Genomic DNA, 9,727 nt, shown 5'->3' with positions numbered 1-9,727 from the left:
GAGAGGAAGCTGTTGACTTTGATAAGGGGATATACCTGTTAACCAAATTATTGCTTGATAATGACTTAGAAGAATCTACACCCGTATTTTATATTTCAAGTAAGATAAATGATGTTTTATATACAGATATCATGGTAGGGATTAGAGAAAAAAGGGATCGAGGATAATATACGGAGAGCTAACGCATTCGGATAAGAATAGGCAGAATTAGACAGATGAATCCATGTTCTGATGTTTCCTTTTTAGCATCTAAGATAAACATGTTTGATTTTAATCAAAAACCAGGATGAAGCTTATCTTCATCCTGGTTTTTGTGTGCTTAAAAGTTAGTTGGACTCATCCTTCTTACTCTTAAGTAGAAAAGTTGCTGTTAGGACTAGACTCAATCCTGACAAGAATAGTAGTGGACTAGACGTTTCACCAGTAGCTGGAAGTTGTTCTTTAGGAGAATCACTTGCAGATTGAACAAGGTCTGGACTAGATGAAACTTGATTAGAGCTGTTGGCTAATGGTTTGATATCTGTTTCACTTGGTTTTTGATTTGCAGTAGTTGATGCTCCATTAGCTCGATAAACGACTGCATAGGTGCTGAAATGACTAGTCATAAATTCTGCCATTCCCTCGCGAATAGTAAAATCGAGTGCCTGTAACTCTTTTGATGGAGTTAGGTAGTAGACATTTTCGACAGCTGAGGAAATAGGCAAGCGGACCAAGACAGTTCCTTTTGGTTGTAAACTCTGGTCTGTTGAATTTTTAAGGTGAAGATCGTAAGCATCATAGGTCTTACCAAATAATTCTTGAGCTAATACACGTCTGCTAGAAATGTGAGAAATTCCCTCTAAGTCAGTCGCTCCTCCAATAATTTCAACTTTAGTCTTTTCATCCTTTAAGACACGAAGTTTATATTCAGGAACAGAAACAGTAGGCGGTTGTTCTAGTCCTGCTGTGCCGATAGGTTTAGTATACTCCGGAATATTTACTACAGGCGGTTGTTCCTGTCCAGCCGTTCCGATAGGTTGAGTGTATTCAGGGATAGAAACAGTAGGCGGTTGTTCTTGTCCCGCTGTGCCGATAGGCTCAGTGTACTCAGGAATAGAAACGGTAGGTGGCTGTTCTTGTCCCGCTGTTCCGATAGGTTTAGTGTACTCAGGAATGTTTACTACAGGCGGTTGTTCTAGTCCTGCTGTGCCGATAGGTTTAGTATACTCCGGAATATTTACTACAGGCGGTTGTTCCTGTCCAGCTGTACCGATAGGCTTAGTGTATTCAGGAATTTCTACAATAGGAGCAGGGTCATCTCCCTTGCTTGTAGTTGGCTGCTGATTCTCAATCTTCTTCTCATCCTTTTTGGTGAAGACAGCTACTATAGGACTGCTTGTCGTATTTCCCTGGATAGAATAAGCTTCTATCGCATTTCCAATTTTTCGATTGGTTTCGTCAGGGATAGGGATTTGTACCTGATTATCTTGGATTGATAAGACAGTCTGATCCCCAGTCGTAACTAGATGATTATCGTCTATCCTGCGTAAAACGAGTGGATCTTTGATACCTGGGAAGGTCACAGCGATGGCTTCCCAATCTCCAGCTGGAAGAGTTAAAGAGATGTTTTTATCCCCTTTCTTAAGTGGTGCGATACTTGGACTATCCAAGCTTACAGCTGGAGATTTAATCACATCAAATGAATCTAGAGAAATTTTCTTGCGACCTGCTGGTGAATTTGGATCAACTTTCAATGTCAAAATATGATTACCATCGGTCAGATTAGTAAATTCTCCAATTAAGGTTGCCTTTTGGGTAGCTCCAGCTGTGTAGAAGTCTAGACTTGGCATTTCTTTGCCATCTAGTGTCACGAGAGCTTTTCCGAGAGCGGATGTTTTAAGTCCGTAAATTCGAATACCTGTTCCAGTAAATGGAATGGTTGCCTGAGCTTCTGAAGCAGTACTCGGGTCACTGTTATTGATGTCCGCATATTTTTCTGTGCTCTTATATAATTCAGTATCGCTCCAATCTTTGAATTGAGATCCGTATTGAATGCGAGAGTCACGGTCATCCATTTTTTCAATAGTTGTTCCCTGTCCAGGTAAAACTTTAAAGTAGTCTAAGGAAATTTTGGAACGTTCACTGCCACGGTGTTTATGCTCTTGTTTTACAGTGATGGTCATCACATGAGCACCATCTGACAATCCTGTGAAGCGACCGATAAGGCTCCCTTTTTCAGTTGCACCTGCAGTATAAAAGTCCAGTTCACCGACTGATTTACCATCGATTTTGACTTCAGCGATTCCCAATTGAGATGATTTGAGACCATAGATTTCAATGCCAACACCATTGAAAGGAATGGTTGCTGTCGCATCTTTATCTGTATAGTTACCTAGTGAAAGGTCAGCAAACTTCTCTGTTCCTCCAAATAATTCTGAGTCTGCCCAGTTTCCAAATGCAGAACCGTATTGGATTCGGCTATCACGGTCATCCATCAATTGGTTATAGGTTTCGACATTGGCCTTTTCGGATACCTGTGTAGAAACATTACCCAGCATAGCCTTAACAGTATAAGTGTAGGCGAGTTGAGGATCGAGTGAGCGGTCGATAAAATGGGTTTGATTGGTTACAAATTCTCTAGTTGCAGAGGTTTGGCCAGATTCGTCTTTCACTTGTCTTTGGATAACATAGTGGGTAGCGCCTTCTACTTGGTTGAAGGTGAGTTCGGCAGTGACGCCATTTTGTCTAACTGCTGTCAGACTGGTTACACGACCAGGGAAATGTTCAAAGGTAATGACATCACCTTTTTGTGTTGCCAGTTGAATGCGGCCATCTTTAAGAACAGTTGCTTTGACAGGTTTACCATTAACCTTAACCTGACTGGCTTCGATATTTGGATAATCTACAACTAGGTCTCCACCGACATTTGAAAGGAAGGACAAGCTTTGCAGGTTTTTATCTTTCCACTTCATGCTGACTTCAAAGTTACCGCGAGCAACCAGACCAGAAACCTGACCGTCTTTCCAAGCATCTGGAAGGGCTGGCAATGGTGCAATGTAGCCAGTGTGTGATTGAAGAAGCATTTCTGCAATTCCACTGGTTGCTCCAAAGTTTCCATCGATTTGGAAAGGTGCGTGCGTATCCCAAAGGTTTTCTAGAGTTGAATATTTGAGCTGTTCAGCGAGCAAGCGATGGGCACGGTTACCGTCTAATAGACGAGCCCAGAGGTTGATTTTATTGGCCTTAGACCAACCAGTACCGCCATCTCCGCGATGGTTCAAAGTTGCACGCGCAGCTTCTAAGTATTCAGCCTGGTCCTTGCTAAAGAGCGTACCTGGGAAGAGACCTACCAGATGGGAAACGTGGCGGTGGTTGTTTTCAATGCCTTCATTAGTGAATTGTGGGCTGTCTTCTTCGTACCATTCCTTGATACGTCCCTCATTGTTGATATGAAGTGGTTTTAGTTTGTCAAATTTAGCCTTGACCTCTGTGACTAAGTCTTGGTCGACTTTCAGATGGTTGGCAACTTCCATGTAGTCATGGAATAGCTGCCAGACTAGTGATTGGTCAAAGGTATTTCCAATGGTAATAGTACCGTGTTCAGGTGAATAGGATGGAGAAGATACCCAACGGTCGCTGGCCTGGTCATAGTGTAAGAAGGAATTCCAGAACTTAGCTGTTTCCTTGAGCATTGGATAAATCTTTTCTTTTAGATAAGTTTCATCCTTGGTGAATTTATAGTAGTCATAGACGTTCTGCATCATCCAGGCATTAGCTGCTGGAGACCAACCCCAATAGTAATTCCAACCAGGAGTAGTCCAGCCAAATGGTGTCGCCTGGGTATGAACCAGCCAGCCATTTTCTTGTCCATCTTTGGATTCGATACCGGCGTATTCCTTAGCAGCGATACGGCCATAGTAACGCATATCGTCAATGTAATTGATCATTGGCTTGGCTGTTTCAGCTAGATTGCTCATGTAGGCTGGCCAATAGTTCATTTGCAAGTTGACATTGAGGTGGTAGTCAGCGTTCCAAGGTGGATTGTCTACGGCATTCCAGACTCCTTGTAGGTTGGCAGGAAGGGCATCTGTCCGATCACGAGATGAACTAATCAATAAATAACGTCCGTATTGGAAGAAGAGTTCTTCCAATTTTTGCCCTTTGCTAGGATTATAGCTCTGGAGGGCCTCTTTTGTTGTTTGAGTAGTCTTGCTTCCACCTAGGTTTAGTTTAACGCGGTTAAAGAGACTTTGATAATCCTTGATGTGGTCCTTTTTAAGTGTCTCGTAGTCTTTGGATTTAGCTGTTTCTACAATGCCTTTAACCGTTTTTTCGAGGTCAATGTCTTTTCGATAGTTGGTTTTTGGATTCTGAGCAAAGTTAGTCTTGGCACTGAGTAAAAGCGTAGCGTAGCTGGCCCCTGTGACCGTTAAACTATCCTCATGAACAGTAACTTTTCCATCAGTCTTGATTCCTAGATAGGATGCGAACTGGAGGCCATTATCTTTGACAGTCCCTTTTAGTAAGATACCATTTGGGTCTGTCGTAACATGGCCACTCTTGTAGTTAGAATATTCCGCTGAGTAGTCTCCGTTAGCAAGTAAATCTTCTGTTAAGCTATTCCAAACTGTAAAATCAAGTTTTTTGTCCCCTTTTTGGGTCAAGTGGGTCACGGTGACATCATCAGGGTAACTTGAGAAGGTTTCTCTTTTAAAGGTCGTTCCATCTTGGGTGTAAGAAGTTGTAGTAGTGGCTTCTGTGATATCCAAACCACGGTGATAGTCTGTAACTGTATCCAGCCCCTTTTTCTGGTTATTGAAGACCATGAAGATATCACCAAAGGCTAGATAACGTCCATACTGGGCGTTGTTTGGTCCAACTAGATTTTGTTCAGCTAATCGTTTGGCTTTTTGGCGATCTCCGTCTTCAAGAGCCTTACGAATTTCTGCTAAAATTTTATACCGTTCCTGATAGTTTCCTCCATTATAGTCGGTACTGTCGGGACGCGGTCCACCTGACCAAAGAGTTTTTTCGTTGTATTGGATTCTCTCCTCGCCGATGAGACCAAAAACCTTAGCACCCATTTCACCATTCCCAACTGGGAGTGCTTGTTTTTCCCAGCCATCATAGGAAGGAGCTGTTGGTCGATCATAGTTTAGCTGATAGTTGCTTTGTTCTGTCACAGGTAGTTCTTGTTTTTCGGTTTCCTTATTTTCATTAGGTTTTACAATAACTTCAGTACTTGCTTGGTTAGTTGTAGCAGAAGTAACATCTGCCTCAGCGGGTTTGCTTTCAGAAGAACTATTATTAGCTAGAACTGGTTTTGTATGATCAATTGGCACGTTTGGCTGTGTATGCTCAGTTGATTCACTTGCTTTTGTTATAGTGTCTGTCTTAACTGTAGTTTTCTCTAATGCAGGCTCGTTTTGCTTTACTTCAATAGTATCAGCAGAGACGGTATGACTAGCTAGAAAAACCGCTCCAAGCAAAACAGAGGCTGTGCCGACTGTTAGCTTTCGAATACTGTAGCGACAGGATTTCTCCCTCCAAATTTTTTCCATAGAAACCTCCTTTATTAATTAAAAGCGCTTTCATTTTTAATGAGGCGAACTTTTGTTTCTATATTGTCTTGTTAATCTAATTTTACCAGCTAATGAAGTGTTGTCAAGAGGATTTGAGAAGGATATATATTTGATATTGTTTTGTATTAAAAAAGTGGAGGAAACGAATGGTAAGAGAGTGTATTTTTTATATTCTTTCTAGTTTTGACTAGAAAGATAAGCCAACTTTAATTACAGCTTACTCATCTCTGAAAGCGTAAAACAAACTGGTCAGGGTGGCTAGTTTGTGGTATAATGAAAGAGACTCAAAAAGAAACAGGAGAAAAATGATGGATTTACTTTTAGCAATTGTATTGATTGTGCTAGCTTTTCTAGGAGGAGCTCTTGGGGGAATGTACTTGGTTCGTAAGCAAATTGAAAAAGAATTCGCTGACAACCCACGTTTGAATGCTGAAGCAGTTCGTACTCTTTTGAGTGCAAATGGTCAAAAACCAAGCGAAGCTAAGGTACAACAAGTTTACCACCAAATCATCCGCCAACAAAAGGCAGCCCTTGCTAACAATAAAAAGAAAAAATAAATAAGGAAAAGTCTGGGATGAAAGTTCCAGACTTCTCACTATGTTGGCTAAGGGTTTAGGGATGAGACTTTTTCCTTGCATTCTATTGATATTTGATTATGATTAAGAGAGATAGTTGTTGATTAGGCTGTCATTATTCAGTTCATAAGGAACGGTAATCATAATGAACTATCAATCAGAAAAAAGACTAGAAAGAAGACTGTATGGATAATCGACCAATTGGTTTTTTGGATTCGGGTGTCGGGGGCTTGACCGTTGTGCGCGAGCTCATGCGCCAGCTTCCCCATGAAGAAATCGTCTATATTGGAGATTCGGCGCGGGCGCCCTATGGTCCCCGTCCTGCTGAGCAAATTCGTGAATATACTTGGCAGTTGGTCAACTTTCTCTTGACCAAGGATGTCAAAATGATTGTCATTGCTTGTAACACTGCGACTGCGGTCGTCTGGGAAGAGATTAAGGCTCAACTAGACATTCCCGTCCTAGGTGTGATTTTGCCAGGAGCTTCGGCAGCCATCAAGTCCAGCCAAGGTGGGAAAATCGGAGTCATTGGAACGCCCATGACGGTACAATCAGACATCTATCGTCAGAAAATTAACGATCTGGATCCGGATTTACAGGTGGAGAGTTTGGCTTGTCCCAAGTTTGCCCCTTTGGTTGAGTCTGGCGCCCTGTCAACCAGTGTCACCAAGAAAGTGGTCTATGAAACCCTGCGTCCCTTGGTTGGAAAGGTGGATAGCCTGATTTTGGGCTGTACCCATTATCCACTCCTCAGACCTATTATTCAAAATGTCATGGGGCCCAAGGTTCAGCTCATCGATAGTGGAGCAGAGTGCGTACGAGATATCTCAGTCTTACTTAATTATTTTGAAATCAATCGTGGTCGCGATGCTGGACCACTCAATCACCGTTTTTACACAACAGCCAGCAGCCAAAGTTTTGCACAAATTGGTGAAGAATGGCTTGAAAAAGAGATTCATGTGGAGCATGTAGAATTATGACAAATAAAATTTATGAATACAAGGATGACCAGGACTGGTATGTTGGAAACTATAGTATTTTTGGTGGTGTCCGGACTTTGAATGGTGATGACTTGGATTTTCCTCTATTGGAGTTTGCCCAAAGATTTCGAGATGAGGAACAAGGTTTTCCTGTTTCTGTGATTGTTTTACGCTATGGTTCTCTCTACCGTTTATTGTCTTTTGTGGTAGATATCCTCAACCAAGAAATGGGACGAAATCTGGAAGTCATCCAACGTCAGGGAGCTCTTCTCTTGATTGAAAATGGGCAACTCTTGTATGTGGAATTGCCCAAAGAAGGGGTTAATGTTCATGATTTCTTTGAGACAAGCAAGGTCAGAGAAACCTTATTGATTGCAACTCGAAACGAAGGCAAGAGCAAAGAATTCCGAGCTATCTTTGATAAGTTAGGCTACGATGTGGAAAATCTTAATGACTATCCTGACCTGCCTGAAGTAGCAGAAACAGGCATGACCTTCGAAGAAAATGCCCGTCTCAAGGCAGAAACTATTTCCCAATTAACGGGCAAGATGGTTCTGGCAGATGATTCTGGACTGAAAGTTGATGTTTTGGGTGGTTTGCCTGGTGTCTGGTCGGCTCGTTTTGCAGGCGTCGGAGCAACTGACCGTGAAAACAACGCCAAACTCTTGCACGAATTGGCCATGGTCTTTGAACTCAAGGACCGCTCGGCTCAATTCCATACAACCCTAGTCGTAGCCAGCCCAAACAAGGAAAGTTTGGTTGTTGAAGCAGACTGGCCAGGCTACATTAACTTTGAACCTAAGGGTGAAAATGGCTTCGGATATGACCCTCTCTTCCTTGTAGGAGAGACAGGCAAGTCCTCAGCTGAATTAACCCTTGAAGAAAAAAATAGTCAATCTCACCGTGCCTTAGCCGTTAAGAAACTTTTGGAGGTATTTCCATCATGGCAAAGCAAACCATCATTGTAATGAGCGATTCTCATGGCGATAGCTTGATTGTGGAAGAAATCCGTGATCGCTATGTGGGCAAAGTTGACGCCGTTTTTCATAACGGCGATTCTGAACTGCGTCCTGATTCTCCACTTTGGGAGGGAATCCGTGTTGTTAAAGGGAATATGGACTTCTATGCAGGCTACCCAGAACGTTTGGTGACTGAGCTTGGTTCGACCAAGATTATCCAAACCCATGGACACCTGTTTGACATCAATTTCAACTTTCAAAAGTTGGACTACTGGGCTCAGGAAGAAGAGGCCGATATCTGTCTCTATGGTCACTTGCATGTGCCAAATGCTTGGATGGAAGGAAAGACTCTTTTTCTAAATCCAGGTTCCATCAGTCAACCACGTGGGACTATCAGAGAATGTCTCTATGCTCGTGTGGAGATTGATGACAGTTATTTTAAAGTGGACTTTTTGACACGAGACCACGAGGTGTATCCGGGCTTGTCCAAGGAGTTTAGCCGATGATTGCCAAGGAGTTTGAGACTTTCTTGTTGGGGCAAGAAGAAACTTTTTTGACCCCTGCTGAAAATCTAGCTGTGTTAATTGATACCCACAATGCGGATCATGCAACCCTCTTGCTTAGTCAGATGACCTATACCCGTGTTCCTGTTGTGACAGATGAAAAACAGTTTGTTGGGACGATTGGGCTCAGAGATATTATGGCTTATCAGATGGAGCATGACTTGAATCAAGAAATTATGGCGGATACGGATATTGTTCATATGACCAAAACGGATGTAGCGGTTGTTTCGCCTGATTTTACCATTACGGAGGTCTTGCACAAGCTGGTAGATGAGTCCTTCTTGCCTGTTGTAGATGCGTCAGGGATTTTCCAAGGGATCATCACGCGCAAGTCTATCCTCAAGGCAGTCAATGCCCTCTTGCATGACTTTAGTAAGGAATATGAGATTCGATGCAAATGAGAGACAGAATTTCAGATTTTTTAGAGGAAAAGCAGGGCTTGTCTGCCAATTCCAAGCAGTCCTATAAGTATGATCTGGAGCAATTTTTAGACATTGTAGGCGAGCGGATTTCTGAGACCAGTCTCAAGATTTACCAAGCCCAACTAGCCAATCTAAAAATCAGCGCCCAGAAGCGAAAGATTTCGGCCTGTAACCAATTTCTCTACTTTCTCTATCAAAAAGGAGAAGTGGATAGCTTTTATCGTTTGGAATTAGCCAAACAAGCTGAAAAGAAGACGGAAAAGCCAGAAATTCTAGACTTAGCCTCTTTTTGGCAGGAAAGTGACTATTCAGAGGGTCGCTTGCTAGCGCTCTTAATCCTAGAAATGGGACTCTTGCCGAGTGAGATTTTAGCTCTAAAGGTTGAGGATATCAATCTGGATTTTCAAGTGTTGCGAATCAAGAAGGTTTCCCAACAGAGGATTGTCACCATTCCCACGACCTTGCTTTCAGAGTTGGAACCTTTGATGGGCCAGACCTATCTTTTTGAAAGGACAGGGAAAGCCTATTCTCGTCAATGGGCCTTCCGTCAGCTAGAGTCCTTTGTCAAGGAGAAAGGTTTTCCAGCCTTATCAGCCCAAGCCTTGCGGGAACAGTTCATTCTACGACAAATTGAAAAGAAGGTCGATTTGTACGAAATTGCAAAAAA

At 42.5% G+C, this 9,727-nt stretch carries 7 protein-coding genes; 6 read left to right on the top strand and 1 reads right to left on the bottom strand.

Annotated elements, in window-relative coordinates:
• Nucleotides 1–326: 326 nt before the first annotated feature.
• A complete protein-coding gene (locus HMPREF2613_RS11010) occupies nucleotides 327–5,540 on the bottom strand; it encodes an SIALI-17 repeat-containing surface protein (protein WP_083279237.1) in 5,214 nt (1,737 codons plus the stop codon).
• Nucleotides 5,541–5,869: 329 nt separating this feature from the next.
• On the opposite strand from HMPREF2613_RS11010, the gene HMPREF2613_RS06275 reads away from it, so the two are divergent.
• From HMPREF2613_RS06275 to xerD, 6 genes are all read left to right on the top strand, one after another.
• Entirely contained in the window at nucleotides 5,870–6,118 is a 249-nt protein-coding gene (locus HMPREF2613_RS06275; protein WP_000364990.1) for a YneF family protein, read from the top strand.
• A gap of 203 nt (nucleotides 6,119–6,321) precedes the next feature.
• Nucleotides 6,322–7,116 (top strand): glutamate racemase, encoded by a 795-nt coding sequence (gene racE, locus HMPREF2613_RS06270; RefSeq protein WP_049543738.1) that lies wholly within the window; start codon nucleotides 6,322–6,324, stop codon nucleotides 7,114–7,116.
• Nucleotides 7,113–8,084: a nucleoside-triphosphate diphosphatase gene (locus HMPREF2613_RS06265; RefSeq protein ID WP_070479757.1), complete on the top strand. Its 972-nt coding sequence runs from the start codon at nucleotides 7,113–7,115 to the stop codon at nucleotides 8,082–8,084. Before racE ends, HMPREF2613_RS06265 begins: the two co-directional genes overlap by 4 nt.
• The gene (locus HMPREF2613_RS06260) at nucleotides 8,060–8,581 is read left to right on the top strand and encodes a metallophosphoesterase (RefSeq protein WP_020902175.1); all 522 of its coding nucleotides are present in this window, start codon (nucleotides 8,060–8,062) and stop codon (nucleotides 8,579–8,581) included. Before HMPREF2613_RS06265 ends, HMPREF2613_RS06260 begins: the two co-directional genes overlap by 25 nt.
• Nucleotides 8,578–9,039, top strand: coding sequence for a cyclic-di-AMP-binding protein CbpB (gene cbpB, locus HMPREF2613_RS06255; protein WP_020902176.1), 462 nt, complete (start codon nucleotides 8,578–8,580; stop codon nucleotides 9,037–9,039). Before HMPREF2613_RS06260 ends, cbpB begins: the two co-directional genes overlap by 4 nt.
• Nucleotides 9,036–9,727: site-specific tyrosine recombinase XerD (gene xerD / locus HMPREF2613_RS06250; protein ID WP_315940750.1), on the top strand; the 692-nt coding region annotated here is incomplete at its 3' end. The genes cbpB and xerD, both read left to right, overlap by 4 nt.

Source organism: Streptococcus sp. HMSC070B10 (assembly GCF_001808665.1).
Lineage (GTDB): Bacteria > Bacillota > Bacilli > Lactobacillales > Streptococcaceae > Streptococcus.
Note: the sequence above shows the minus strand (reverse complement) of the source record. Positions and strands in the feature narration are given on the sequence as shown.

Bases quoted from the DNA above. Each gene is read 5' to 3' on its own strand.
- HMPREF2613_RS06275 (WP_000364990.1), top strand. From the start codon at position 5,870: ATGGATTTACTTTTAGCAATTGTATTGATTGTGCTAGCTTTTCTAGGA.
- cbpB (WP_020902176.1), top strand. From the start codon at position 8,578: ATGATTGCCAAGGAGTTTGAGACTTTCTTGTTGGGGCAAGAAGAAACT.
- HMPREF2613_RS11010 (WP_083279237.1), bottom strand. From the start codon at position 5,540: ATGGAAAAAATTTGGAGGGAGAAATCCTGTCGCTACAGTATTCGAAAG.
- HMPREF2613_RS06265 (WP_070479757.1), top strand. From the start codon at position 7,113: ATGACAAATAAAATTTATGAATACAAGGATGACCAGGACTGGTATGTT.
- racE (WP_049543738.1), top strand. From the start codon at position 6,322: ATGGATAATCGACCAATTGGTTTTTTGGATTCGGGTGTCGGGGGCTTG.
- HMPREF2613_RS06260 (WP_020902175.1), top strand. From the start codon at position 8,060: ATGGCAAAGCAAACCATCATTGTAATGAGCGATTCTCATGGCGATAGC.